General features: G+C 42.7%; 17 protein-coding genes. 8 read left to right on the forward strand and 9 right to left on the reverse strand.

Features of this window, described 5'->3' with window-relative positions; all coding sequences use genetic code 11:
- Positions 1–292: 292 nt before the first annotated feature.
- The gene (locus tag BC643_RS00225; RefSeq protein ID WP_120271171.1) at positions 293–424 is read right to left on the reverse strand and encodes a bacteriocin; all 132 of its coding nucleotides are present in this window, start codon (positions 422–424) and stop codon (positions 293–295) included.
- A 338-nt stretch (positions 425–762) separates the two neighbouring features.
- On the opposite strand from BC643_RS00225, the gene BC643_RS00230 reads away from it, so the two are divergent.
- Positions 763–1,074 carry a hypothetical protein gene (locus BC643_RS00230; protein ID WP_120271172.1) on the forward strand — a complete coding sequence of 104 codons (312 nt, stop codon included), beginning with the start codon at positions 763–765 and terminating at the stop codon, positions 1,072–1,074.
- Positions 1,075–1,370: 296 nt separating this feature from the next.
- Here BC643_RS00230 and BC643_RS00235 read toward each other — a convergent pair whose 3' ends face one another.
- A complete protein-coding gene (locus BC643_RS00235) occupies positions 1,371–2,909 on the reverse strand; it encodes a tetratricopeptide repeat protein (RefSeq protein ID WP_120271170.1) in 1,539 nt (512 codons plus the stop codon).
- A gap of 301 nt (positions 2,910–3,210) precedes the next feature.
- Positions 3,211–3,342 (reverse strand): bacteriocin, encoded by a 132-nt coding sequence (locus BC643_RS00240; protein ID WP_120271171.1) that lies wholly within the window; start codon positions 3,340–3,342, stop codon positions 3,211–3,213.
- A gap of 105 nt (positions 3,343–3,447) precedes the next feature.
- Here BC643_RS00240 and BC643_RS00245 point away from each other — a divergent pair, with 105 nt between their 5' ends.
- Positions 3,448–6,366, forward strand: coding sequence for a CHAT domain-containing protein (locus tag BC643_RS00245; protein WP_120271173.1), 2,919 nt, complete (start codon positions 3,448–3,450; stop codon positions 6,364–6,366).
- Positions 6,367–6,432: 66 nt separating this feature from the next.
- Here the strand turns inward: BC643_RS00245 and BC643_RS00250 are convergent, their stop codons facing one another.
- Entirely contained in the window at positions 6,433–7,017 is a 585-nt protein-coding gene (locus BC643_RS00250; RefSeq protein ID WP_120271174.1) for an RNA polymerase sigma factor, read from the reverse strand.
- A gap of 522 nt (positions 7,018–7,539) precedes the next feature.
- On the reverse strand, positions 7,540–8,274 hold the full coding sequence (locus BC643_RS00255) for an energy transducer TonB (RefSeq protein WP_120271175.1): 735 nt from the start codon (positions 8,272–8,274) through the stop codon (positions 7,540–7,542).
- 146 nt (positions 8,275–8,420) lie between these two features.
- On the opposite strand from BC643_RS00255, the gene BC643_RS00260 reads away from it, so the two are divergent.
- Positions 8,421–10,250 (forward strand): BamA/TamA family outer membrane protein, encoded by a 1,830-nt coding sequence (locus BC643_RS00260; RefSeq protein WP_120271176.1) that lies wholly within the window; start codon positions 8,421–8,423, stop codon positions 10,248–10,250.
- Between the two features lie 96 nt (positions 10,251–10,346).
- Here the strand turns inward: BC643_RS00260 and BC643_RS00265 are convergent, their stop codons facing one another.
- Positions 10,347–12,515, reverse strand: coding sequence for a S9 family peptidase (locus BC643_RS00265; protein ID WP_120271177.1), 2,169 nt, complete (start codon positions 12,513–12,515; stop codon positions 10,347–10,349).
- Between the two features lie 190 nt (positions 12,516–12,705).
- Positions 12,706–15,660, reverse strand: coding sequence for a DEAD/DEAH box helicase (locus BC643_RS00270; protein WP_120271178.1), 2,955 nt, complete (start codon positions 15,658–15,660; stop codon positions 12,706–12,708).
- A gap of 283 nt (positions 15,661–15,943) precedes the next feature.
- Here BC643_RS00270 and BC643_RS00275 point away from each other — a divergent pair, with 283 nt between their 5' ends.
- The 4 genes from BC643_RS00275 to BC643_RS00290 all read left to right on the forward strand — a co-directional run bounded on the left by BC643_RS00275 (position 15,944) and on the right by BC643_RS00290 (position 21,756).
- Positions 15,944–16,774 carry a sulfide/dihydroorotate dehydrogenase-like FAD/NAD-binding protein gene (locus BC643_RS00275; protein WP_120271179.1) on the forward strand — a complete coding sequence of 277 codons (831 nt, stop codon included), beginning with the start codon at positions 15,944–15,946 and terminating at the stop codon, positions 16,772–16,774.
- A 2-nt stretch (positions 16,775–16,776) separates the two neighbouring features.
- Positions 16,777–18,297 (forward strand): NADPH-dependent glutamate synthase, encoded by a 1,521-nt coding sequence (gene gltA / locus BC643_RS00280; RefSeq protein ID WP_120271180.1) that lies wholly within the window; start codon positions 16,777–16,779, stop codon positions 18,295–18,297.
- A gap of 19 nt (positions 18,298–18,316) precedes the next feature.
- On the forward strand, positions 18,317–19,303 hold the full coding sequence (locus BC643_RS00285) for a dihydroorotate dehydrogenase-like protein (RefSeq protein ID WP_120271181.1): 987 nt from the start codon (positions 18,317–18,319) through the stop codon (positions 19,301–19,303).
- An 86-nt stretch (positions 19,304–19,389) separates the two neighbouring features.
- Entirely contained in the window at positions 19,390–21,756 is a 2,367-nt protein-coding gene (locus BC643_RS00290; protein ID WP_120271182.1) for a LysM peptidoglycan-binding domain-containing protein, read from the forward strand.
- A gap of 57 nt (positions 21,757–21,813) precedes the next feature.
- Here the strand turns inward: BC643_RS00290 and rocD are convergent, their stop codons facing one another.
- Both rocD and BC643_RS00300 read right to left on the reverse strand, forming a co-directional pair.
- Entirely contained in the window at positions 21,814–23,034 is a 1,221-nt protein-coding gene (rocD, locus tag BC643_RS00295) for an ornithine--oxo-acid transaminase (RefSeq protein WP_120271183.1), read from the reverse strand.
- A gap of 136 nt (positions 23,035–23,170) precedes the next feature.
- Positions 23,171–25,219, reverse strand: coding sequence for a vWA domain-containing protein (locus BC643_RS00300; RefSeq protein WP_120271184.1), 2,049 nt, complete (start codon positions 25,217–25,219; stop codon positions 23,171–23,173).
- Between the two features lie 345 nt (positions 25,220–25,564).
- Between BC643_RS00300 and BC643_RS00305 the strand changes: the two genes are divergently transcribed.
- Complete coding sequence (locus BC643_RS00305) at positions 25,565–26,449, forward strand: MerR family transcriptional regulator (protein WP_120271185.1); 885 nt, start codon at positions 25,565–25,567, stop codon at positions 26,447–26,449.
- The last annotated feature ends 99 nt before the right edge of the window (positions 26,450–26,548 follow it).

Here is a 26,548-nt window from a genome sequence, read left to right on the forward strand (position 1 = left end):
ATTTTTCTTATTAAGCACACACAAAGAACAGTTTGAGTCGTTTTGCTATTTTGTAGTGTTAATTTATCAGTATGAAAAACTATGACTTTTATTTGATGTCAAATACTACAAAATACTTCGATAAAATACAGTGAGAAATACGTTTTGAGATACAGTGAGAAAATTATCGTAACTACTTGTTTGCCATTAGATGGAAATATTTTGCTTTTAGTTTAAATCCGTACTTTAATTTATAATTTATTGAAGCTGTGGATTTTATTTCCAGTTGGCATAAGGTAGTCGTTCGATTTTACTAGTCAAGGTCTTCAACGTAGATGTCAATATCTTTACTGATTCCGCCTTTAACTTCGTTTAATTCATTTTTTGTTAATACTTCGAATGAATCAAAAATGTTTTTTTCGTTGTTAGCAAATAAAGTTTTCATTACTTTTAAATTTTAATGGTTAATACTTAAAAATTCCTTAATTATCCTTGTTCGCTTTTTTATTCGGGAAATAGGGAAAAGGTAACCCCACAAAAAGAGAGAAAAATGAAAAAAATAAACAGCACTAGGCTTAAATCACTCATAATGAGTGTTTTTGGTTTTATTTTTTTCTTAGTTTTTTTACAATTTCATCCGATTTCTAACGGAGAATAGTTGAAATGGTTGTCGTTTAGGCAATAGATGCTGTTGGTGTAAGAGGTTTGATAGAAATATAATCTTATAAGGTCTAGTTTTTTGAAAAACCAATTTTGTAGTATTTTATTCGGTTTTAAGAATACATCCAGGTCGACGATATTCTGCGATTGAAGGTTTCCGATTTTAAGGAACTCGATAAGAAGTCTGATTCTGATTTTTTGATTTTCAATCCGCCGTATGGTGAGCGCTTGCAATCGGGAGACCAGGATTTTTACAGCATGATTGGTGAGAAGCTGAAGCATGGCTTCCAGGGTGCAACAGCCTGGATTATTTCGACCAACGAGTGTCTGAAATGGATTGGCTTGAAACCGGCTCAAAAGATTCCGCTTTTTAACGGGAGCCTTTCGTGTAGTTTCCGCAAGTACGAGTTGTACCAGGGATCGAAAAAGAATTAGAGTGATTATTTAATTTGGACTCAATACCAAATAAGAAAGCCCGGATAGCTCCGGGCTTTTCTTTTAACCATTATATTGAAAACTGTATTTGCAAAAGGAAAGGTATTCAGAATTACTTTTCGAACGGATTTGGATAATTAGGAATTTCATCATGAATACCGAAAAGATTCTTTGCGTAACCAACGATGGATAATTTGAACTAAGGAACTTTTGAACTAAGGATTTGTCAGTATTAACGCACGATCTTTATTTGCTAACTTATCTTTTAAAATATCTTTTGTCTGTTTTAGTTTTTGTTATTCCATTTCAGCCATTTTCCGAAGTATTGCCGATGCTTTTTCGCTGTAGTAGCCATTGTTTTCGGCAATGCGCTGGAATTGTTTGAAAGCTTTTCTTCGGTTATCGTTTTGCAGGTAGCAAAGTGCAGCGTACCATTGTGCTTGTTCGATAAACAGGTTGTTTCTTTCTTTGATTACCTGGTTGTAGGATCTGATCGCGTTGTCGAACTGTCCGAGTTCCTGGTAAGCCATCCCCTGGTAGAAGTTACCCACCGGGTTGGAGGCGTCTGTTTTCAGGATTTCTTCGAACAAGCCTACTGCTTCGGCATATTCAGCCTGGTTATATTTATGGAGTGCGATGCTGATTTGGCTGTCCAGGTCACTGTTGTTTGAACGGAAGATACCGGTTGCTTCATAAGGTCTGAAAAACTGGCTGTAAAGCTCTCGTTCGTTGGTGACTTTGTTTCGGCTCAACAGGCTGGTAATACTGATCAGCAGGATGAGCGAGGCAGCAATTGTAGCCACAGCAATGCGTGAATTCGGGATTCGTGCGATGAATGATCTTTCTTTGCGTTTTTCCTTGATGATATCTTTGCTGATGCGGTCAAGTTTATCACGCAGATGCATTACATCTTTTTCCAGCAGGGCAGTGTCAATTTCGCGGTGCAGATCAAGTTCTGCAACTAAATCAGGATTGTTTGATAGTTCTGATTCAAAGGAAGCCAATTCGTCTTCGGAAAGCTCCATATTCAGGAACTGGTCAATTTCCTCGATTTTACGGGATGTGGAAGACTCGGTTTGCTGGATGGATGCCAGGGTTGCCCGCAGGTCCATAATGTCGGTTTCAGCTGTTGCCAGGTCAATTTCCCGGTGCAAGTCAACATCTTTGAATAAACCTTCATTGATGGCCAGTTCACTTTCAAAATCTTTCAGTGAATCAGGGTCTAAATCCTGGTAGATGTACTGGTCAATCTCTTTAGAACTGAACTCGTGAGCCGGCATGTTTGCAGAGATCTGCTGCAGGTTTGCTCTCAGGTCGGCGATATCTTTCTCTGCCATTGCTTGCTGTACTTCAGCAAAGATAGCTTCGTCGAAAGGTGTAAGTTCAAATTCTTCGTCGTTTGATTGACTTTCCTGGAATTGTTCTTTGTAGTACTGGTGAATGTTTTCTTTTTCAGCGACACGATGTTGTGCCAGGTGCAGTTTTGGTAAACTTTGCCCGAAGTTAATAATATCGCTGATGTCGACCGGTGACTTAAATTCTTTGAAAGATGACATGTCTTCAGATAATTCGAAGCTGTAGTTTTGCCCTTCAGCAACAACGAAGTCTTCCAATTCTTCTTCAGATTCCTGTTTTGCAATTGCTTGCAGGCTGCTGCGTAAATCCATGATGTCAGTTTCCTGGATGGCTGCTTCAATGTCCAGGTGAAGTTCCATTTCTTCCTCCACGTCAGGATTGATGGCCATTTCTGCATTGAAATCTCTTAGCTCGTCGCCGGTCAACTCCTGGCTAAGATATCGGTCAATGTATTCGGTTATGTTTGATTTACGTATCATCTTTCTTTAATTTTTCTTATTAAGCACACACAAAGAACAGTTTGAGTCGTTTTGCTATTTTGTAGTGTTAATTTATCAGTATGAAAAACTATGACTTTTATTTGATGTCAAATACTACAAAATACTTCGATAAAATACAGTGAGAAATACGTTTTGAGATACAGTGAGAAAATTATCGTAACTACTTGTTTGCCATTAGATGGAAATATTTTGCTTTTAGTTTAAATCCGTACTTTAATTTATAATTTATTGAAGCTGTGGATTTTATTTCCAGTTGGCATAAGGTAGTCGTTCGATTTTACTAGTCAAGGTCTTCAACGTAGATGTCAATATCTTTACTGATTCCGCCTTTAACTTCGTTTAATTCATTTTTTGTTAATACTTCGAATGAATCAAAAATGTTTTTTTCGTTGTTAGCAAATAAAGTTTTCATTACTTTTAAATTTTAATGGTTAATACTTAAAAATTCCTTAATTATCCTTGTTCGCTTTTTTATTCGGGAAATAGGGAAAAGGTAACCCCACAAAAAGAGAGAAAAATGAAAAAAATAAACAGGACTAGGCTTAAGTCACTCATAATGAGTGTTTTTAGTTTTATTTTTTTCTTAGTTTTTTTACAACTTCATTCGAATGCGGGTGCTCAGGGATCGAAGACAGCAGTTTCACTGGAGGATACTATTAAAGCAAAGCAATATAATAAAGAAGGTATTTTAGCTGGTCGGCTGGGCGATTTTGAATTATCGAGAGATTATTTTGAAAAACTTAAGGAAATTAGAGAAATACAGTACGGTGCAAATTCGCATAGGCTAGCGGGGACGCTTATTAATATTGGTATTCAAAATAAGAACTTAGGGGATTACGACAAAGCTATTGATGATTACTTAGAGGCTGAAAAACTATACATCCGTGAATATTCCTCGGAGTATCCTAGATTGGGCTTTGTTTATGGAAACTTGAGTACTATCTATAAGATTAAAGGAGATTATTTAAAAAGCTATGAATATAGCGTAAATGCATTAAGGTTATTTTCGAAGGAACCTGATCATTATTATTCAGGGATGATATTATCTCAAGCTGGTATTGCAGAATCGTTGTTCTCATTAAAACGATATGAAGAGGCGATCAAACTATGCGAAGAGCACATGGGGCAGGTTACCGATGACGTCAAATACTACTACTCCAGTTTGCTTGCAAGGATCTATTCAGAGCTTGGTGAAATAGATCTGGCTGAGCAATATTACCACGAGACGTTTGCTCTGCAAAAAAAGACTGGAGGAATTAACAGTTACGATTTAGGTATTGAATATACGGATTACGTCAAGTTTTTACTTTCAATAAAAAAATATGACGATATTCCTCGTTATAATGATTTGTCGGAGGAGATAATCGCAAAATACTTTACAAAGAAAAGCATTCAGTATGCGTCAGTCATGCTAAACTACGCTGATTATTACTCATTGCGATATTCTGAAGCCAGTTATTTGTCTGACTTTAATCTGAAAAAGCAGGATGATTTCTACAAAGCGCTGGATTTTTATCAAAAATCAATTATCGCAGCAACAGGTACATTTGAGAATACAGATCCTAAATCCAATCCGACGGTTGAGCAGTCTGTTTCAGAACTTCAGTTGTTGGAAATACTGAAGAAAAAAGCGCAGTGTTTTTCAGCATTGGGAGATCTGAAACTGAATATGAATAAAAAGAACGAAGCGGTTGACTATTACAAATCGGGGCTTGATGCGATGGAGTTGGCAATAGAATTGGTTCATCAGATCAGGACGGGGTTTGTTTCCGAAGATAGTCGACTTTTTCTTTCGGAAAACCAGCAGTCAACTTTCGTAGAAGCGGTGAATTTAAGTTATAAACTTTACAAGCAAACAGGAGATGAGTCGTACGTAGCAAAAGGTTTTGAGCTGACAGAGAAAAGTAAGTCGGCAAGCTTTCTCGCGGCAGTGAAAGATTCCAGGGCAAAACAATTTGGCGGCATCCCGGATAGCTTACAGAGTCGGGAAGATGTACTAAAAATCAATATCTCCAATTATAAGCAAATGCTATATGAAGAGAGTCAGCAGGAAAGCCCGGATTCAATAAAATTGGCATTATATAGTAGTAAGGTATTCTACTACTCGGAGAAATACACTCAACTGGTGCAGTTATTAGAAGATTCGTTTCCGAATTATTACTCGTTCAAATATGCTAATGAAGTCGCCAATCTGGATGAAATCAGGAATCGTATAAAAAATCACGATGCAATTGTTGAATATTTAATTGATGAACCTAAGGAGGGGCAGTATTCAGGGGGCTTGTTCCGGTTTGTTATCACAAACAAGGAGTTTAGTTTTTCAAGGACACCAATTGATTCTACATTTATGAATCGAATTGAATTTGTCTACCAGTTCTTGACCAGTTCGAATTATCAGTACACTACAAAAGCGGATTATCAGCACTACGCTGGATCAGCATATGAATTATATCGAGACTTGTTCGCTAATTTGAATCAAGACCTGGAAGGAAAGAATTTGGTGGTTATTCCGGACGATAAATTATCGTACATCCCGTTTGACGCTTTGTTGTACGAGCAGCCAGACACATCGGTGATGAACTTTCGGAATTTACCTTACTTGATCAAGAAGCATTCGATTAGCTATACTTACTCGACGACGTTGCTGTTTGAATATTTTGAGCAGAAGAAAAAAGCAGATCATGGTCTTTTAGCCTTCGCTCCGAGTTATGTGAATGATAATCGGGATTACACGGAAGTCGCTGAATTTCGGGCGGGTTTGTTGCCGTTGCAGGCTGTTGATAAAGAAGTCGAGTATGTCAGTGAATTTATGAGTGGTGATATTTTTAAGGACTCGTTGGCACAAGAGACTCGTTTTAAACAATTGGCTAAAGATTACGATGTCTTGCACCTGGCTATGCATACGATCATGAATGACACTTTGCCAATGTATTCGAAACTGGCCTTTGCGAAGCCCACGGCGGACGAAAAAGAAGACGATGGTTGGTTGAATACCAGCGAAATTTATAATATGCAGCTAAACGCCCGAATGGCCGTGCTTAGTGCGTGTAACACAGGTAGCGGAAAGATGCAAAAAGGGGAAGGTGTAATGAGCTTGGCTCGCGGATTCTTGTATGCCGGTTGTCCCTCTATAATAATGACGCTTTGGGAAGTTGAAGATGAGTCGGGAGCTGAAATTATGCGGAGTTTTTACCGATTCCTTTCCAATGGTAAAAATAAAGCTGATGCACTGCGATTGGCGAAACTGGAGCATATCGAAAATGCAGATCCTTTGAAGGCGCATCCTCACTTTTGGTTGGCCTATGTTGCCGTAGGTAATACATCTCCTCTGTTTATGGGAAAAGACCTTTATTTTATCGGAATCGTCGTTGTAATCATCCTTGCATTGGTGGTAGATCAGCTGAGACGCAGAAAAAAGAAGATACGTAATGGATAGCCCAATAATAAAAAAGTCTTCATGGATTCCATGAAGACTTTTTTATTGGTACCGAGTAAAACGATTTTACAGGTTATTCTCCAATATCTTTTTGTATTCAATGTCTTGTTTAATACTTTTTACCAAGTATTCTTTGCACTTGTATTTGCGTTTCTTTGCGTACTTTTCGCTTTGGAATCCCATGACTTGAGCGATTTGTTTTAGCGGAACTTTATCGAAGAACATCTGAAGTACTTTTTGGCAGTCAGTTCCCAGGTTCTTAAAATGCTTTTGATACAAACGATATTTTTCGTTCATATCTGCTGTGGCTTCAAAAGCATTGTCGTAAATATCCGCGTGAAATTCGTGGTTGTCTTGAATCTTTTCACGTTCGTTTTTGCGCTTTTCAAGCTGTTTTAGCCAAAGAAAGCGACAAACAGAGTACAGGTATGTCTCGAATGAACAATCCAGCACCAAATCGTTCGATTTCAGTTTACGATAAATAATAATGATCGCTTCCTGAAAAATATCATTCGAGTCGTCATCATCTCCACTATTCTTTTTGATAAAGAAATTGATTTTATAAAAGAAGTTTTTATAAATGTATTGGAGAATTAAGTTATCATTCCTAAGAATCCCGTGCAGGAGTTCTTCATTCGTATAGTTTACCATATCATTCTCTTTCTGAATTTAAAAAAATTAAAGCCCCAGATTCAACTAATACAATAGAGGAAATCAAGCAATCCAAATTCTTTTGAAATTCCTGGTTAAATATGTCTATAAATTGTTTAAAAAACAAGTAGATAGAGGCAAAATTTTTGTTGAGAAGTGCTGGTGATTTAGGATTCATTAACAAACTGAAGTAGATTAATGAGTTGATTGCTATAGATTTCAGCCATTTACTATAACACTATTTATTTTGTTAATTCTTTCTCTGAATTTCTTAATGTTTACCTAGAAAGCTTTATTCGATAGGGATTTTTATACCGAGCGGGGCAATCGGGGTGGTGGGATAGGGAGATAAAAAATAAAAGGTAGACCCTCTGGCCTACCTTTTCTCACTAAACTAACTAACCTAACTAAACCTAAACTTATGAAAAAAAACGTATCACAAAGATATGCTCTAAAACAGTAAAAGAGTTGAAAAATTTGTTAATTGATGTTAAAAGAGTGTTCTTTTTACACAAAGGCTGATTATTGGGCCACAAATGTGTAAGAAATAAAGCCTTTTTGGAGTGACGGCGCGTCGTTTTTCGCGTTAAAGATGGTTCGAAGTGCTGCTTGCAATGCATATTCCGGAAGCATTGGGTCCGAAATACCCGAATAGGGGCGTAGTTGCGCTTTGATGACTTTACCCGATGGAGCAACCCAAATGTCTACTGTTATTTTTCCTCCTCCGCGTGCCAAGTAAACCGGGATAGGAAGCTTGACGTGATAGCGATCCTCGAGGTTGTAATGGATGTTACTTTCTCCGGAGTAGATCGTATTGGAAATTTTATCGGGATCCATGCCTTCTGTCGTTTCTTCGGGCATTTGAATCTGCTTCATTTCCGGTATTTCCTTCGATAATTGCTTGTTCACATCAGCGACTAGCTTTTGAGCTTCAGCAATCTCCCGTTGATAGTCCTCGTCAAAAAAAGGATCCTTCTTCGCTGCGTCATTGACTGCGCGGTTACTTCTGCTGGTTTGGGACGCGGAGCTCTGATCGTTTGCAGGGGTATTCTCGTCTTCGTGTTGCTCCTTCGCCTCCTCTTTGGTCTCGGGTTGAATTTCGGGTTGACTGAAATCGATGACAATCTCCTCCTCCTTTACTTCTCCTTCAATTTTAACATTGGCCAGTAGGATTGCACCCAAAAGCAAAATGTGAAATGCGAGAGTGCCTATTATGCCGTAGATATTATCGTGATATAATTTTCTTAATCGCTGCATGGAGGGCAAAGTTATAATATGGAAATCAATTTTATTATTAAAAAGTACAAGCTACAACTTAATTTTAGCTACTTTGAAAATAATTTAAGCAGGCAAACTTTAGTTTTTTTAGGAGGTCTTCCTAATTTTAGTATTTGGTAAGTCGAATGGGCGCAAAATCGTACATATTATTTATTTTCCTTTTGGCCTTGGTGATTCAAGCGCAGGGTGAACATTTTCTACCTGATACAACAGCTACCACTTCTTCTCAAAATGCGATGTTCCCGGATAGTGTTACCGACAAAATCAAGCAAAATAGTTTCACACGTTTTGTTTATGAACGGATCGTTAGTGAGAAAAGCCATTCGAACGAACTCTTCGACCAATATGAACGTCTGGAGAGCCTGGAAGGGAAGAAAATCGCATCAATTACGATAAAACAGCTGGATATTTTCGGACCAACGTTCGAGGATACTGCGAAGGTAACCGATGTTGGGATTGAAAAGTTTGCGAACAAAGTACACACGCGGACGAGCGAACGGATTATTCAAAAGAATATCCTTTTTCATGTGGGCGACGAGTTGGATCCGGAGCGCATCCTGGAAAATGAGCGTATTATCCGTTTGCTGCCTTTTATAAAGGATGTTCGTATTCGCGCGAAGGTGAGCGCTATGGACACCTCATATGTGGAAATGACGGTAATTACGAAAGACGTGTTTGCCTTTGGGATGCGGGCCCGGTTTCGGTCGGTTGACTCCGGTGAAATTGAAATGTACAACCAGAATATTTGGGGGGCTGGTCACCAGATTGCAGCTGCCGCTGTTACCAGTGTTGATGAAGAGCCAAATGTAGGATTCGAATCGTCCTATTCCATCAACAACATCCGCGGGCATTTTGTGAACCTCTCCTTGGCGTACGCAAATACTTACAGGCGCGAAGGCGTTTTGCTGGATGCCGAAAAGCAATTTCTTCGAACTAGTACGAAATGGGGTGGTGGTTTGGTTTCTTACAGGCTTTTCAGATCAGATCGTTTTTACGAGAACGATGCGCTGCGTTTTGAAGAACCTTTGGATTACAGATCGTTCGATGCCTGGGCAGGGTATGCTTTTCAGGTTGGCGGAAATACCTCGCAGGATAATTTGCAGCTTGTTTTGGCTGGGAGGTACCGGAATTTGAACTTTTACGAACGTCCGGATCCGGGGGAAGATAACAACCAACTCTTTTCGAATTCGAACTTCTACATGGCAAGTATCGCTTTGTCGCGTCGCTATTACATTCGCGACCACCACATTTTGGGATACGGAATCACGGAAGATATTCCGAAAGGTTTTCTCCACGAATTTGTGCTCGGATTCGACGATAATGAGGCCACCGATCGCTGGTATTCTCATTTGTATTTTTCATCCGGAAACCTCATTAATTACAAACCTTCGTATATGTTTTTATCGGTGGGATTGGGCAGTTTTTTTAATGCAAATCGGATGGAGCAAGGGCAGTTTGAATTGAACTGGAACTACATTAGCCGGCAGTTTCGGATGGGGGCACAGTTGGGGCGCCAGTTTTTGAAGCTTCGCTATGTATACGGAATCAATCGTTTTGACCAGGAGAACCTGACATTGAAAAATAACTACGGGATTCGCGGATTTTATTCTGACGAAGCGCTTGGACAGCAGCGTTTGGTGTTGAGTACCGAAACGGTCATTTTCCAACGAAAGAGCATCTTGAATTTCAATTTTGCTTTTTTTGGCTTTGCAGACCTCGGGATAATTGGATCTGCTGATGAGAATATTTTTACGCAGAATTATTATACAGGAATTGGCGGTGGTGTTCGCTTGCGAAACGAAAGTTTAATCTTCCGCACCATTCAGCTTCGACTTTCATTTTATCCGGGGCACCCGCCTGATGCCAGTGGCTTTGGCTTTAGTTTGCGCGAGTTGAGTGGAACCAGTTTTTACAGCTTTCAACCTCGCAAACCAGAACCCCTTCAGTATAAATAATATTGGGTAACCGAACTTGTGAGAAACAAAAAATCTACCTGCTTGGAGTGAAACGAAAGTTCCAGACAGGTAGATTTTTTTGAAAGTAGAGGAATTTTAGAACGCCTGGCTAATATTTTGCTTTTGTGGCGACTCCTTCAAATAATCGAAAAAGTACTGGCTGATTTTTTGCATCAGGTGTACCCGGTCTTTACCGCGAACATTGTGTTCGTGCGTTGGGTAAGCGAAGAAATCAACCTGCTTGTCTTGCTCAATACATTCACGTAAAAACTTCATGCTGTGTTGCATGACAACCGTTTCGTCCTGAACGCCGTGAATCAGCATGAGTTTGCCCTGCAAGTCGGCGACATGGTTCAGCATGTTCGATTCGTTGTAGCCTTCAGGGTTTTCCTGCGGGGTGTCCATGTAGCGTTCGCCGTACATCACTTCGTACATGTCCCAATCCACAACCGGGCCACCGGCCACGCCAACTTTGAAGGTCTCCGGTTGGCGAGTCATCAGGTTCAGTGTCATAAAACCACCAAAACTCCAACCATGCACGCCAATTCTGTTTTGATCGACATAAGGCAGACTTTTCAGGTATTCAATGCCCTTCATTTGGTCTTTCGTTTCCTCAATCCCAAGCTGGCGGTGAATAACTTCTTCGAAGGCCTGGCCACGGTTGGCTGATCCACGACTATCGACGGTGAACAGAATATAGCCTTGCGAAGCCATATAGTAAAACCACCAATCGGCAGCGTTGTGCCAGGTGTTTCTCACCAGCTGAACATGAGGACCTCCGTACACATAAACAATGGTCGGGTATTTTTTATTCGGGTTGAAATTCGTTGGCAGAATCATTCGTGCATACAAATCGGTTGTACCGTCGGCGGCCGTCAGTTTAACGATTTTATTTTCTCCCAGTTGATAGTCCGCTAAGGTATTTTCAGCTTTCGAAATATTATAGACGAGCTTTCCGCTACTTGTCAACAAATCGGTTTGACCTGGATTCTCATCGGCCGACCACTTGTCGGTAAAATAGGTGAAAGAAGGAGAGAAGTCGGCATCGTGCGTTCCTGCTTCGGAATCCAGTTTCTCAATAGCGCCGTTTTTGATGTTGACGCGGTAGATGTGACGGTCCAGCGGGCTTTCTTTAGTTGCTTGAATGTACGCGTAATTTTCCTTGGCATCGGTGCCGTAGAACTCGGTTACTTCCCAGTCTCCTTTGGTCAGTTGCTTGATAAGCTTCCCGTCGGTATTGTACAGATAAACGTGGAACCAGCCGTCGTTTCTGGTCCAGTAGTAAAATTGGTTGTCGTTGGTTTTCGAAAACAGAATTGGGTGCTGCGGTTCAACGTAAGTCGAGCGGCTTTCTTCCAATATCGTTTTAACTTTCTCGCCACCGGCAACGCGGTATTGATTAAGCTGCATGTGGTTTTGCTCACGGTTCAACTCGGCCATATAAATGAATTCTTCATTTGGTCCCCAGCTGATGTTGGTCAGGTAATGGTCGTCTGGTCCCCCTGATTTCAGGTAGGTTGTTTCGCCGGTTTCGGTGTTGTAAATTCCCAAAGTAACCTGGTGGCTGGTCATGCCGGCCATTGGGTATTTAACAGGTGTTTCTTCTGCCTCGCAAGTCATAAAATCCACCAGAGGATAGTCTTTTACCATACTTTCGTCCTTGCGGTAAAAAGCCAGGTATTTGCCCGACGGGGACCAGAAAGTGCCTTTTTCAATACCAAATTCGCGGCGGTGAACATAGCGCCCGCAAACGATTCCTTCTTGTGTTTCGTTTGTTACCTGCATCTCTTTTCCACCTTTCAAAATGAACAGGTTTTGACCTTTTACGTAGGCTACTGATTGCCCTTCAGCACTAAAATCGGGCACTTCTGCGCCTTCGGGGATTTCCAGTGCGCATTCGAATTGACTGTTTTTGAGATTGAAAACAGAAATTGTATTTCCTGAATTAAATACCAGCTCATTCGCATTTTGAGTAGTGAATGCAGGGATTCTCGCGAAATCAATTTCTTTTTTGGATGCAGCGTCTTTCAATGCAGTGCCGCTAATCAGTAATTTTTTGTCATTTTTCTTTACACCTGTTTCCCAGATCGTGTCATTAGCGACGTAAATCAGTTTGTCATCGCTTAGCCATTGTAACCGGCTAAGTTGACGCGGGTACAAATACGAATAACGGCCTAAAACAGCATCCTCAATGCTCATTTGCTTTTGCGAGAAAGCAGTCAGGGTAAAAAGGAATGCACTTAAAATGAGGTAGATTCTCTTCATATTATTTAAAAAATTTCAACAGTCTTTAATGTTGTGATTTGCTTCAGAACGGGCGCACAAAAATACCCTTTTAACATTGATGATCAATGAGATTTGACAGGCACGCACATTGGCAATTCCGGCTAATGAGTAACAGGTATGGCCGAAAATTACAGTTTTGGGGAGAGGAACACAGTACTTTGATTAATCTCTAACTAAATAAATTCAGGATTTCGTCCTTGGTAATAGCTTTGAACGGATTATTGGAATTGATGAATTTCTCAGCCAGCGACGACTTGCGGTCCTGGAGTTGAAGGATTTTTTCTTCAATACTGCCTTCGGTAATAAACCGGTAAACCATTACTTTTTTGTTCTGTCCAATACGGTGGGCACGGGCAATGGCCTGCATTTCGGCGGCCGGGTTCCACCAGGGGTCGATGATGAAAACGTAGTCGGCCGAAGTGAGATTGAGGCCAACGCCACCTGCTTTTAGTGAAATCAGGAATACCCGGTTGTTCGGATCATCCTGGAAACTTTTAATCACATCTTCCCGATTCGCCGTTTGGCCGGTAAGGAGTGAATATTTCCATTTTCGTTCCTCGAGCTGTGCTTTCACCAATTCGAGATGTTTTACGAACGATGAAAAGATCAATACTTTGTGCTTCTCGGCAATTAAGCTTTCAAGTGTATCCAAAATTTCATCAAACTTGCCCGACTCGGTCTCGTCGGTTCCCTGCAACATCGACGGGTGGTTGGCCAACTGGCGTAGTTTAGTTAATCCTTGTAGCACCACAAAGGCTGATTTTTCGACACCTTCCTGCTCAATGTTTTCCAAGATGCTGTTGCGAATAGCTGATTTTTCCTCTTCGTAAATGCGCTTCTGCTCGCGAGCCATGCCGCAATAGCGGATTTGCTCTGTTACCGGCGGAAGGTCGTCGACCACCTGTTCCTTGGTACGGCGTAATACAAACGGACGAATCAACGTTTGCAGCTTCTGCTGCTTTTCCGGATCGTTTTTCTTTTCAATCGGTGTGATGAATTCACGTTTAAAATAGGCGAGGTTGCCCAGCAGCCCTTTGTTTACAAAATTGATTTGCGCCCAAAGATCCGACAGTGAATTCTCGATTGGCGTGCCGGTCAACACCAGCCGGTGTTTCGCTTTTACCTGCGAAATGGTCTGGTAGGTTTTCGATCCGGGGTTTTTGATGTATTGACTCTCGTCCAGAATGACATAAAAGAACTCAATATCCTTCATCATTTCAAAATCATTTCGAATTGTGCCATAGCTGGTAATGATGATGTCGTAATAATTGGCCAGACTCCTGAAACTACCCGTCTTTTTGCGTTGCAACCCAAAGTGCTTGTACACCTTCAGCGACGGCGTAAATTTCTGGATTTCGTTATTCCAGTTGTGGAGCAGGGAAGTGGGCATCACAATCAGGCTCGCAGACTGCTGTTTCTCTTTCTCTTCGGGCTGTTCGCTATCGTTCGACTGTTCCGTTGCAAACAAATTTCCTTGTGACGAATCCGAGTCGAAATCGGGAATTTCGATTGTTCGTTTCAAACGTTTCAGCTTGAGCAATAGCGTGAGTGTCTGAAGGGTTTTCCCCAGTCCCATGTCGTCGGCGAGGCAACCGCCAAACTGATTTTCATAAAGGTTATACATCCACGAAAATCCCTCGTGCTGGTACGAACGCAGTTTCGCTTGCAGGTTGGTTGGTACCACCACCTTTTGTCCGGCTTTGTTTCCAATTTCCTGCAGCCGGTTGAAAAAGCTCTTGTCGATTCCTTTCAGCCGTTTTTGCAACAACTGGTAGTGGTGCTTTTTCAGTCGCAGGCTATGACCCTCGGTCTTTGCAAAAGGGATAATATCGCTGTATTCGGCAAACCATTCTTTGGGCAGAATGGCAATTTCGCCGTTGGGTAGCTCAAATTCGCGGATGCCGCCCAAAATATTTCTTTTCAACTTAATAAACGGAATGAGGAATTCGCCGAATTGCACATTGCCGTAGATGTCAAACCAGTCTTCTCCCTCTTTGATCTCGATTTCCAAATTCTGATGGTCGGTTGAATAGACCCGGTCGAGGCGGTTTTGCGTGAATTCAAATCCGGCTTCTTCCAGTTTCTGTTTGTTCCGGTTCAGCCAGTTGATCATCTCATACAGCCGGTCTTTTTCATTCAGCAGGTCCATTCCTTTGGGTGAAAAGCTCCCGTTCTCTTCTTTTAATTGCAGATCGGTTAGGAACTGAATTTTAGCTTGCTCCCAAAGCTGATCCCGCTTAATTTTTTGAAAATGATACTGCCCGTTTTTTACTTCAAAATCGACCAAAATAGTACTTCGGCTGTTAGCCAAATATTCATTCGCCCCGTAACGAAAACGTGGCATCAATACCGCTTCCATGCGCAGGTTGGGTTCCAGCGAAAGTAGAGCCTGTTTGTCGGCGTTTCCCTCGCTGATGCTAAAACCGCTGGCCTTCACAGGGAAGTCGCGTAGCGTATTCAGCACGAAAGTCTTGTAATATTTTTCTTCGACTTGAGATGGAATGAAAATCGATTCTTTCTCCAGGAAAGGGAGTAGCTTTTTGGCGCTCAGTTTTTCAAAGACATAAAGTTTGCTTTGGTGCAGAAAAGCTCCCGGCTCGTTGGTTACCACAGTAATTTGCTTGTGCAGCAGCGGCAAGGTTTTGTTCTTAAACGAAAGCTCAAGGTTGTAGTGTGTGCCTTCTGATGTCCGATTGAAGCAGAAGTGAGCCTCCGTGAAAACATCCGTCACTTCAATCAGGTCTTCCTCATACAAATTGGAATACTTGGCCTGCTTGTAAAATAGGCGGGTGTTGCCATTCATTAACAAGTGGATAATTCGCCCCAAATATTTATCGATGTATGGGCTGATGTGGTTTTCGAACAAATCGGGATCCAGTTGCTGGAAAAACTTGCTGTTTTCTTTCTTCTTCGAAAATTTCTGAACCAGTTTTTCATCGCTGTATTGTTCCACCAGTTTTACCAATTCAGCCTGTTCTGCATCAAGTTGAAGGCTGCTAATATCGCGCTGTTTCACCATCTTAACGATGGTGTAAAACGAAACTTTTTTTTCGATTAAAAAAGCCTGAAATAAAAGCCCGAATGTTCGGTGTTCGGTTAACCCGATGATCAATTCCTGAGACATGGTCGCGCAACTTGTTAAAACTCAATGCAGATTTTTCGCTCCCGCTTTTTCGATGCTTGACAGAAACAAAACTTCAAATATAATCAAAAGGCCTTTTGCGAGGACATCTTTAGGAATTTTTAAGATTTGCTTTAATCGTATGGTTTCGGCCCTAAGGAGTTATTGGTCGTCGGCTCTGCGGAATCGTTAAGAATGTGCTGAAAAAAATGACAAATAGAAGGTTTCTTAATGGCACTGTGTTATTTTTGCAGCTCAAACTAAGATCGCTAACAGACATTATTGAATGAACGAAATTATCAACGTTGAATCGTTTTCGGAAAACGTGGTGAAATTGGTGGTGAAAGCCCCGCGAATCGCGCGTTCCCGGAAACCGGGTCATTTTATTATACTGCGTATCGACGAGAAAGGCGAACGCATTCCTCTGACCATTGCAGCTGCCGACGAAAAAGCGGGAACCATTACTTTGGTGGCTCAAAAAGTTGGTGTAACCTCCAAACGCCTGTGCGAAATGAAGCCGGGCGATAGCATCCTCGACCTTGTTGGTCCGTTGGGTAAGGCAACACACATTGAAAAAGTAGGTACGGTGTTGGCTTGCGGCGGTGGCGTTGGTGTGGCTCCGCTATTGCCGATTGTGGAAGGTTTTAAGAAAGCCGGTAACCGCGTAGTAACCATTTTGGCTGCTCGTAGCAAGGATCTGATTATTCTGGAAGACGAAATCCGTAAATGGTCGGACGAGGTGATTGTGATGACCGATGATGGATCGCACGGACGAAAAGGTTTGGTTACTGCAGGCGCTGAAGAGGTGATTAAACGCGAAAAAGTGGACGAGTGCGTGGCCATTGGTCCGGCAGTGATGATGAAATTTACATCGCTGTTGACACAAAAATATAACATCCCGACTCAGGCAAGTTTGAATGCCATTATGGTCGATGGCACCGGTATGTGCGGCGCTTGTCGCGTAAGCGTTGGCGGACAGACGAAGTTCACCTGCGTGGATGGTCCGGAATTCGACGCCGAAAAAATTGATTTTGATGAATTGATTCTTCGCCTTGGTGGCTACAAAGCCGAGGAAAAAGAAGCTTTTGAACGTTTTATGCAAACTGTAACAATTTAAGCATGCAGGAAAACCTGAAAGAAGAGCGTGAGCAAGCGTGGCGGGTAGAGCTGCGTGGCAAGATTAAAAATAAAGACCGTGGCCTGATTGAGCGGGTAAAAATGCCCGAGATGAATGCCATGAAACGGGTTTGTTACCAGGATCGAGAAGTTAACCTGGGTTTGGATGTGCAAAGTGCGGTTCGTGAAGCACAACGATGCATGGACTGTGTCAATCCTACCTGTATGGAAGGTTGCCCGGTGAGTATCAATATTCCCAAATTCATTAAAAATATTGAACGCGGCGAGTTTTTGGAAGCCGCTAAAACCCTGAAGGAAACGTCGGCATTGCCGGCTGTTTGCGGTCGTGTTTGTCCGCAGGAGAAACAGTGTGAAGCCAATTGTTTCTACACCCTCAAATTGAAGAAAACACCGGTTGCAATCGGTTATCTGGAGCGCTTTGCTGCCGACTACGAACGCGAGAGTGGGCAGGCAAGCATCCCGGAAACAGCGCCGAAAAATGGCATTAAAGTAGCCGCTATCGGTTCTGGCCCGGCGTCCTTGGCATTTGCCGGCGATATGATCAAGCTTGGCTATGATGTGACCGTTTTTGAAGCGCTACACGAAATTGGTGGCGTGTTGAAATACGGTATTCCCGAGTTTCGCCTGCCAAATAAAATTGTGGATGTTGAGCTGGACAACCTCGAGAAGATGGGTGTTCGTTTCGAGCGCAACTTCATTGTTGGGCGCACCGCTTCCTTCGACGATTTAAAGGCTGAAGGCTACCAGGCCTTCTTTGTGGCGAGCGGGGCTGGTTTGCCTCGTTTTATGAATATTCCCGGAGAGAATTACAACGGAATTCTTTCTTCCAACGAATACCTGACCCGTGTTAACCTGATGAATGCAGCTGACGACAGTTTCGATACGCCTGTGTTGAAAGGAAAGAATGTTGCCGTGGTTGGTGGTGGAAATACCGCGATGGACTCGGTTCGTACAGCCAAGCGATTGGGAGCCGACCGCGCCATGATAATTTACCGCCGGTCGCGCGAAGAGATGCCGGCGCGGGTTGAAGAAATTCACCATGCGGAGGAAGAAGGCATCGAGTTCATCAACCTGACCAACCCAATCGAGTATTTCTCGGATGAGAACGGCCGGGTAAAAAGCATGAAAGTTCAGCGAATGGAACTGGCGGAAGCCGATGCTTCGGGGCGCCGCCGTCCCGTGGTGATCGAAGGATCGGAATACGAGATCCCGGTGGATGTGGTCGTGGTAGCCATTGGTGTATCGCCCAATCCGCTCGTACCATCTGAGTTGCCGCAGTTGAAAGTGAGCCGTTGGGGAACCATTGACGTGGATTCGGAAACCATGCAAAGCTCGATGCCGGAATTGTTTGCCGGTGGCGACATTGTGCGTGGCGGAGCAACGGTGATCTTGGCCATGGGTGATGGTCGTCGTGCTGCGGCTGGTATGCACCAATACCTTTCGGAACAAAACGCTGCCCTGGCCAACGCTGGTCAGGCGAATACAAGTCAAGCTAAGAACTGATTTAAACCTGATAGAATTTATGGCGAACTTATCAACCCGTTTTTTTGGCCTGGATTTAAAAAGCCCGATCATTGCAGGAAGCAGCAGTTTGACTGCCAAAGTTGATCAAATTGAGAAAATCGCAAATGCCGGTGCAGGTGCTGTGGTCTTAAAATCGCTTTTTGAAGAAGAGATTCATTTGCAATTTCAGGCTGAAATGGGTGCTCGCAGAGAGCTTGCTGCCGATCCGGAATACCTGGATTATTTTGACTATGTAATTAAAGAGGAAAGCCTCAAACGATATATTCAGCTCATTACTGATGCGAAGAAGAAGGTTAACATCCCTGTGATTGCCAGCATCAGTTGCTCCTCTTCGTCGGAGTGGATTCAATTTGCCCGCAAAATAGAAGAAGCCGGAGCCGATGCTTTGGAATTAAATTTGTTTATCATCCCCTCGAACGAGAGCAGGAGCCATGCGGCAAATGAAAATTTCTACTTCGATACGGTAAAAAAGGTGATGGAAGTTGTGAATATTCCGGTTACGGTGAAGATCAGCCATTATTTTTCGAACCTGGCGAAAGTGGTTTGCGAATTGTCGCAGATTGGCGTTGCCGGAATCACGCTGTTTAACCGATTCTATTCTCCTGACATCGACATTAAAACGGAAGAAGTCGTAACAGCGGAAATTTTGAGCAACGGAACGGAATATGTCATGCCGTTGCGCTGGACCGGAATTCTGAGCTCGAAAGCGGCTTGTCCGTTGGCTGGCACAAGTGGTATCCTGAAGGCTGAAACAGCAATTAAGTTTTTGCTGGCTGGCGCGAATGCCGTTCAAATTGCAACCGCAATTTATTCGGAAGGACCGGAAGTAATCGAAAAGTTCAATGGTGAAATCTCCCGTTGGATGGATGAGAAAGGCTATCAGACAATTGACGAATTCAAGGGCAAACTTTGTTTAAAAACCAAGCAAATTGATGCATGGGAAAGAGCACAGTTTATGAACTATTTTGGTGGATTTAGTTATTAAGTTTTAAATTAGCCTTCTGTGTCCGAATTTCGAAAGATTGGCTTCCAATCCAATAAAAGAAAGATAAGAAATTGAATAAAAATAGAATGAAATATCACGCGTTTGTATTGGCGTTTACGCTGAGTTGTTTTGTTGCAGTTGCACAGCCAAACAGCGATAACAGCCAATATGTGAGCTATAAAGTGCAGCAAGGAGAAACGGTTTTCTCGATCAGCAAGGCTTTTAATGTAAGTCAGGATGAGCTGATCGCCGCAAATCCGTCTTTGAAAGCAGGTTTGCGTACCGGGCAGATGTTGCAAATACCGGCCGGAGCAAATTCGCAACAGGAGGAACAGCCTTCCTTTTTAACTTACAAAGTGAAACGCGGAAATACTCTGCATTACATTGCAATGCGCTTTGGTGTAACCGTGGAAGATATTTTGAAATACAATCCGGATGCGAAGAAAGGGATTTCGAAGGGCGATGTCCTGCGAATTCCGGATAAAGATGATTTGGCCCGGATAAAGGCTCAGACAAAAGTGGTAGCGCCGACGGTTGTTGAGCCCACCACCACCAAGCACATCGTTAAACCGGGGGAGACGCTTTATGGTATTTCACGGCAATACGAAGTTGCTATTTCCGATATTTTAAGCTTGAATCCTGAGGCGGGAAAAGGTTTGGGAGTAGGGATGGTGTTGCAAATTCCGGCGCTGCAAACACAAGCTCAGCAGCCGGTACAACCAGTTGTTGATCCGAACCAGGCTTTCGACCCGGGTTCATTCTTCGTTCATTTGGTTGAAAGCGGGGAGACTTTCTGGAGTCTCGAACGCAAATACAACACCACTCGTCAGGAGCTGGAAGCTTACAATCCGGTTCTCGTAGAAGGATTGAAAACAGGATTGCGTATTCGGATTCCTTACAAGAGTGTTCCTAATTTTGAAGTTGTTCCTGATAATGACAGTGCATTCGATAAGCACACGGTTGTTCGTGGCGAAACGGTTTATGGACTGGCCAAACGTTACAATGTCAGTATTGCCGAGTTGAAAAAAGTAAACCCGGTTTTGGATTATCGAGGTTTGGTTGAAGGTGAAACTGTTTTGATTCCGAAAGAGGATCAGAAATTTGTAAGCAGCACGCCGGAGAATCCAAGCACAGAATCGTATGATGACAATTCAGAAGAAGACAATTTCCGCTATTCGCTGGAATTTAGTTCGGAAGATATGCCTGCAGTTTGCCAGCCGAATCCGGCGGCTCGTTTCGAGGAATACAACGTTGCTTTGTTGCTTCCTTTGTACCTGCCGGCCAACGATACCATTAACCGTGTAAAAGTTTTACCCGATCCGCAGAGTCCGGATTACGAGCAGCAAAAACAAATGATGGCTGATTCGTTTGCCATCCGCGAGGATCGTATGATTTACGCTCGTTCGGAAAGTTTTCTTCAGTTTTATGAAGGAGTTTTGGTTGCCGTTGACAGCTTGAAAAAAGCGGGAATGAACGTCAAATTGCACGTGTTCGATACCAACCAAAGCGCGGCTCAGGTTCAGACAATTTTGTACAAACCTGAGTTTCGAAATATTGATTTGATTATCGGGCCGGTTTTCCCGGAGCTGCAGGGACCGGTTGCTGAATATGCCCGAATGAAAGGCATTCCGATGGTTTCACCATTGTCATCATCGGGTAATTTGGAAGAAACAAATCCTTATTACTTCAAAATAAACCCGTCGAAAGAATACTTGATTCAAAAAACAGCCGCCTATATTGCTGACGAATATTTTGACAAGAATCTGATTGTATTGTCGATGGGAAATTACCAGAACCTGCCCGAGGCACAATTGGTGAATTTAACGCGTGAGAAGTTTTTCTTTTCACCCTATCGCGAACAAAGCAAACAGGTGCTATTTCACGAATATAACCTGCAGCAGGAAGGCGCGTTGGGACTGACACGCATTTTGAGCAAGGATCAGGAAAATGTTTTCATCATCCCTTCGGAAACCGAGGCGCAGGTGAGCGTGGCGGTTACTAACCTGAATGCCGCCGCTGAAAATTATCCGGTGACCTTAATCGGCCTTTCAAGCTTTCAGCGTTTCAAAAGTATTCAGACAGAATATTACCATCATGTGCACATGAACACGCTTAGCCCGTACTACGTGGATTACAAGGCGCCGGCAGTGAATGATTTTATCCGTAAATTCCGTCGGAATTTTGCCGACGAACCCAATCAATTCAGCTTCCAGGGCTATGATGTCGGTTTTTACTTTATGTCGGCCTTGTTTAACTACGGAAAAGACTTTATCGGCTGTTTGCCTTATCACCGGGTAAAACTCACCCAAGGGGAGTTCTACTTCGAGAAGGTGAATCGTACGGGTGGTTACATGAATGAAGGTTTGTTTATTCTGAATTACGAGCCGGATTACACAATCCGATTGAAGGGGACGACAGGAAAGTCACTTTATCAGTACAGTGAAACCAATTAAAAGACATAGAAAAGGGAAGACGAAAATCTTCCCTTTTTCATTTTTATAATTTTGAGACTAAGACAATTCTTCGAATGTTTTTTTGATTCGTCCAAGCGCATCAAGCATTTGCTCTTCAGTGATGATTAAAGGAGGTGTGAAGCGAATGATGTGTTCGTGGGTTGGTTTCGCCAAAATCCCATTTTCCTTAAGAGCCAGGCAAACGTCCCAGGCTGTTTTGCCGTTTGTCGGTTTGATGACAATCGCATTCAACAATCCTTTGCCCCGAACAAGCTGGATAAACTCTGATTTTACCGCTTGCATTTCGCTACGGAATAGTTCGCCCATGCGGGTGGCATTTTCAGCCAGCTTTTCTTCCTGCAAAACTTCCAGTGCGGTAACAGCTACTTTGGCAGCAATCGGGTTTCCACCATAGGTTGAACCGTGTTCACCCGGCTTGATGGTTAGCATGATTTCGTCGTCGGCTAGCACACAGGAAACCGGGTACAAGCCGCCGGAAATTGCCTTCCCAAGAACCAGTATGTCTGGACGCACACCTTCGTGATCGCAAGCCAGCATTTTTCCTGTTCGTGCCAAACCTGTTTGAACTTCGTCGGCAATAAACAGCACGTTGTATTTTTTGCACAAATCGGCTGCTTTTTTCAGGTAGCCATCTTCCGGTAGATAAACGCCGGCTTCGGCCTGGATTGGCTCAACCAGGAACCCGGCGACATTCGGATCTTTCAGCGCGTTTTCCAGCGCTTCAATATCGTTGTAAGCAATGTTGACAAAACCGGGCGTGTAAGGGCCGTAATCGTTGTAAGCATCCGGATCAGATGACATGGAAATGATGGTTATGGTTCGCCCATGAAAGTTCCCGTTGCAGACAACGATTTTCGCTTCATTTTTCGGAATTCCTTTCACTTTATAAGCCCACTTTCGGGTCAACTTCAGGGCGGTTTCGTCTGCTTCGGCCCCCGAATTCATGGGCAGCATCTTGTCGTAGCCAAACAGTTTGGTGCAGTATTCTTCCCATTCACCCAAAACATTGTTGTAGTAGGCTCTCGAGGTCAGGGCTAATTTGCCCGCCTGCTCAACCAAGGCGTTGACAATTTTAGGGTGACAGTGCCCTTGGTTAACGGCCGAGTATGCGGCCAGAAAATCGTAGTATTTTTTACCTTCCACGTCCCACACAAAAACTCCTTCGCCACGTTCAAGTACAACAGGTAGCGGGTGATAATTGTGAGCGCCAAAGCGGTCTTCGCGGTCCATGTAGTATTTTGCGTCTTTTGTTTCCATAAAATCGTTTTAAGTGATTTTAATGCAGATTTATGGAATATCTGTGGTTCTGCAAAATTCGTTGGTCTGTTGGATAATACTTTCAGCCCTGAGCAATGTTATTGTTTCCGACCGAAAAATTGCTTATTCATTTAAGCTATTTCCAAAACCGAATAACCAGGAGTTCCGCCAGCAGAAACAAAATGGCCAGGATGATAAAATATTTCCAAAGTTCAATCACATTTAACGAATCCAGATCGTATTGGCCAATGGCATTTGTTTCGGGCTGAGCTAGCTGGAAATTGCTTTTTGAGGCAATTGCTTTCAGCTCATCAAGGCTATAGAAATTCATGTCCGATTCCCGACTGCTGTAGTTGAAGGCCAGCGCACCAAATACTGTGTCGTTGCCAATCAAATCGTAAAAACCTGCTTCGTTGACAAAGTCGGAAGTTGAAAAACGGATGCTTTCTGTTGTTCCTGCAGCAAGCGGAATTTGTATACTGAAATTGCCTTCGTGCTGTTTCATTGTAATGCTCTCAGGCACGGCAAAAGTTGCATCGGTTTTTAGGTTGATGACTGTGTTCGGTTGTAATTCGTATTGAATCGTTTGTGGGAAATAGGAGTGTAGCGCCACGTTGAAAATAACCGGCACGAATAGCGCATTTCGGAAGAAATCGGTGGATTCGCTTGTGAGGGGAAATGAGAATTGATAGACCCGTCCGAGTTTATAGGGGAATTCGTAAAGTGCGGTACTGCCGTCGTTGTTGGTTAAAACCTTGCTGCCAAGGCTCTGGAAAGGCAGCTGCATGGGGTACGATTTATAAAGCGACGGAAGGTTAACCCGTTCGTAGTCGCGAGTGAATACATCGCGGAAAAGATGATTCTGAAGATTCAGCCCATCTATCTTTAACGGCGAATCCTGAATACTTCCATATGTCGCAACATTCAGTCGTCGCAATAACACGTTGTAGTTGTCAATGTCGGCCGTTTCGCCCGGGAACATAATGATGCTGCCACCAGCTTCTGCAAATTTTACAAGTGCATTCTGTAAACCTTCCGACAGTTCCTTCAAATCGATCAGATAAATGCATTGGAAAGCGGAAAAACGCCCGAGTTGGAGTTTGTTGGAAGTCATTGTGCTTAGTTTGACCTGCTCGTCGTCCGAAAAAAGTTTCTCGATCCATTTTACTGCTTCTGAATTTTCGTCTGAAATCTCCAGTGCGCGAACTTCACTCTCAACTTTATAGCTGAAATAGAATGCATTGTCGTAGGTAATGGGGTAGTCGTCCAGTTCCAGTCGGCAATAATGAATGCCTTGTTTCAGATTTTGATAGCTGACCTCCGTTTCAATCGTCTCCTGTGCTTTCAGGCTGACGGCCTGAAGAGCTTTGAGCGAATCGTTCAGGTAAAATTTCAGCGGGATGTTATTGTAGGCTTTTGCCGACTGGTTGGTGATCCGCACTTTCAGAAGTTCCGTTTGTTCCTGCAAACGTCCCGGAGTTTCGAGCCAGCACGTATCGATCAGCAGATTGTCGGTGCTTTGTTGTGCAAATGGAATGACAAAAACTTGTGAAGTGCTATCTGGTTTTATCTCACCGAAATCGGAGAAGTTTTTTTGAAAATCGGAGAGTAAGTAGATGTTGCTTGTTGTTTTGGCGTTGCTCGACTCGATTTGGGTTTTTAGAGTTGCCACAGCCCGGCTTATTTCCATGTTTGACGCGCTGCTTTTCACTTTTCCTATTTCGCTTATCAGCTGGTCTTTCGTTAGGCTTAAACGTGAAACCGGATCCGGGTCGTTGGTCAGAATCACAAATTTGGTTCCCGGTGAAAATGAATTCGCCAGCTCAATGGCTTCCAGTTTTGCTTTGTCCAGCAACGTCCCTTTGTCCGACAAGCCGTTCATTGAGAATGAATTGTCGAGATAAATTCCAACGACAACTTCATCTTGCAATCGGGCTTGTTGGTTTAGTGGAATATATGGACGTGCAAAAGCCAAAACGATAAATGTTACGGCGCTAATTCGGCAAAGCAGGATGATCAATTGTTTCAGGTTATTCCTTTTTTTCGACTCGTTCATTAGCGTTTTCAGAAAGGCTACCTGGCTGAAATAAACCGTCTTGTATCTTTTAAATTGAATGAAGTGAATCAGAATTGGCACAATTACCAAAAGCAGCGCAAGCAGAAACAGGGGATCGGCAAATTTCATTTCTTCTTGATTGAATAACAGGTTAAATCAGATTTTCGCAGGCTTGTCTCTTTTTGAACTTTCTCAACCATCAGATATTTTCACTGCGAAAACCTTCGTCTTTTGAAAATACAATATGTATCCAAATATAGATTAAAAGTGCTGTTCCTGAAATAGAAGTCCCATTTATGGAATTCCAATCTTCCATAGTTACCTAACTATTTTGTTTATTATTACTCGCAAAATTTAAAACAAAACTGCCGACACTTCTGTTTCTTGTATAAATTTGTTTAATCATTTTTATAGAATGATAAACTGGTTGTTGATTAGATTGAAGTGTAAAAGGTTGAACTGCAAGGTCGAATTATGAATTACTACACAATAAAAGATCTCGAATCGTTGTCGGGAATTAAAGCCCACACCATCCGAATTTGGGAAAAACGCTATGGCTTGCTTGTCCCGGATAGAACGAGTACAAATATTCGGTTTTATACTGATGATGAACTGAAACATTTGCTGAATGTGGCTGCTTTGGTGAAACGGGGTCACAAAATATCGAAGGTTTCGGTTTATACTGCACAAAGAATTCGCGAAGAGGTATTGAAGTTGAATCGCGAAGCGAGTTCGATGGATGATTTCATAGATCAGCTGGTGATTCATATTCTCAATTTCGATACGGAAAAATTAGAGGATTTGCTGGATACACTTCAAAGCCGGTTTGGTTTCGAGAAGATGATCACAGATGTGATATTTCCACTGTTCCAGAAAGTTGGAGTTTACTGGCAGATTGGTAGCATGTTTCCGGCGCAGGAGCACATGGTTTCGAATTTGGTTCGACAGCGTATTATCGTTGAATCGTCCAAGATGAATCATGCGCGTAATGGCAAAACTGTTTTGTTGTTTCTTCCCGAGAATGAGCAGCACGAATTAGGTCTTCTTTTTAGCCGGTATCTCGCTCAAAAGGATACCTTCGATACCATCTATTTGGGACAAAATGTTCCCTTCGCAGATATTCATGCTTTGGCCGGAACGAAAGCGGTCGATCTTATTGTGACCGTTTTTGTGAATGCAATGGAAAAAGAGGACATCGAAAAATACCTGCGTGATCTTCGTTCTTTGTTCGGAAATGTCCCGGTTTCGGTTAGCGGGTTGCAGGTTAAAGCCAAGGAACCCGCGTTGCCCGCAAACGTCTATTTTATTAATAATATTGAAGCTTACCGCGACTTGTTGGCAAAAGTGAACCGAGGCTAACTGTGTTAACAACAATTTAATAAAATTTTTCTCCGAGTTCCCCCATGTTTCAGTAGTTTCACGTTTTTATTCGAGGGTGTTAAACCTGTCATTTTAATT

Source organism: Mangrovibacterium diazotrophicum, from assembly GCF_003610535.1.
In the GTDB taxonomy this organism is placed as follows: Bacteria; Bacteroidota; Bacteroidia; order Bacteroidales; family Prolixibacteraceae; genus Mangrovibacterium; species Mangrovibacterium diazotrophicum.

Bases quoted from the DNA above. Each gene is read 5' to 3' on its own strand.
- gltA (WP_120271180.1), top strand. From the start codon at position 16,777: ATGCAGGAAAACCTGAAAGAAGAGCGTGAGCAAGCGTGGCGGGTAGAG.
- BC643_RS00285 (WP_120271181.1), top strand. From the start codon at position 18,317: ATGGCGAACTTATCAACCCGTTTTTTTGGCCTGGATTTAAAAAGCCCG.
- BC643_RS00270 (WP_120271178.1), bottom strand. From the start codon at position 15,660: ATGTCTCAGGAATTGATCATCGGGTTAACCGAACACCGAACATTCGGG.
- BC643_RS00250 (WP_120271174.1), bottom strand. From the start codon at position 7,017: ATGGTAAACTATACGAATGAAGAACTCCTGCACGGGATTCTTAGGAAT.
- BC643_RS00240 (WP_120271171.1), bottom strand. From the start codon at position 3,342: ATGAAAACTTTATTTGCTAACAACGAAAAAAACATTTTTGATTCATTC.
- BC643_RS00275 (WP_120271179.1), top strand. From the start codon at position 15,944: ATGAACGAAATTATCAACGTTGAATCGTTTTCGGAAAACGTGGTGAAA.
- BC643_RS00290 (WP_120271182.1), top strand. From the start codon at position 19,390: ATGAAATATCACGCGTTTGTATTGGCGTTTACGCTGAGTTGTTTTGTT.
- BC643_RS00300 (WP_120271184.1), bottom strand. From the start codon at position 25,219: ATGAAATTTGCCGATCCCCTGTTTCTGCTTGCGCTGCTTTTGGTAATT.
- BC643_RS00265 (WP_120271177.1), bottom strand. From the start codon at position 12,515: ATGAAGAGAATCTACCTCATTTTAAGTGCATTCCTTTTTACCCTGACT.
- BC643_RS00225 (WP_120271171.1), bottom strand. From the start codon at position 424: ATGAAAACTTTATTTGCTAACAACGAAAAAAACATTTTTGATTCATTC.
- BC643_RS00305 (WP_120271185.1), top strand. From the start codon at position 25,565: ATGAATTACTACACAATAAAAGATCTCGAATCGTTGTCGGGAATTAAA.
- BC643_RS00235 (WP_120271170.1), bottom strand. From the start codon at position 2,909: ATGATACGTAAATCAAACATAACCGAATACATTGACCGATATCTTAGC.
- rocD (WP_120271183.1), bottom strand. From the start codon at position 23,034: ATGGAAACAAAAGACGCAAAATACTACATGGACCGCGAAGACCGCTTT.
- BC643_RS00260 (WP_120271176.1), top strand. From the start codon at position 8,421: ATGGGCGCAAAATCGTACATATTATTTATTTTCCTTTTGGCCTTGGTG.
- BC643_RS00255 (WP_120271175.1), bottom strand. From the start codon at position 8,274: ATGCAGCGATTAAGAAAATTATATCACGATAATATCTACGGCATAATA.
- BC643_RS00245 (WP_120271173.1), top strand. From the start codon at position 3,448: ATGAAAAAAATAAACAGGACTAGGCTTAAGTCACTCATAATGAGTGTT.